The 387-nt window shown below is 43.4% G+C and carries 1 protein-coding gene; it reads right to left on the bottom strand.

Annotated features, from left to right (window positions below; all coding sequences use genetic code 11):
• Positions 1-127 precede the first annotated feature (127 nt).
• A complete protein-coding gene (locus tag D1831_RS14300) occupies positions 128-295 on the bottom strand; it encodes an SPJ_0845 family protein (protein ID WP_125073462.1) in 168 nt (55 codons plus the stop codon).
• Positions 296-387: the final 92 nt, after the last annotated feature.

The raw sequence follows: 387 nt of genomic DNA, 5'->3' as shown, positions 1-387 counted from the left end.
GTCCACCACGTTCCAGCTGCTTTAGAACCAACCGGTAAGGCGGAAGGCTTCCACAATCTGGGCTTGACTAATCGTAGGAAACAGAGGCTGTGACAAAAGTCACAGCCTCTGTTTTAATACCGCCGAATTATTTTTTGGTGTCCTTATTTTTAGCTTGGTCACTGGTGCGCTTGGCGTGTTCGTCGATGGTGTCTTGGACCGCCTTGGTCGTTAACTTGTCCTTGTCATCGGGACCAATGGCAAATTTATCGAATAACTTGTCGAGGTTATCTTGACGTTGTACTTTTAAACCCATGAGATCATTCCTTTCGCTTACCGCTAATCATAGCAAATTTTGATTCGTTTGTCAGTTATTCTTCTTTTATGCATTTTATACCCCTAAAAAGC

Origin of the sequence: Lactiplantibacillus garii, assembly GCF_003885105.1 — a bacterium.
In the GTDB taxonomy this organism is placed as follows: domain Bacteria; phylum Bacillota; class Bacilli; order Lactobacillales; family Lactobacillaceae; genus Lactiplantibacillus; species Lactiplantibacillus garii.
This window is presented reverse-complemented; position numbering and strand designations above follow the sequence as displayed.

Excerpts from the sequence above, each read along its gene's own strand:
- D1831_RS14300 (WP_125073462.1), bottom strand. The coding sequence starts at position 295 with ATGGGTTTAAAAGTACAACGTCAAGATAACCTCGACAAGTTATTCGAT.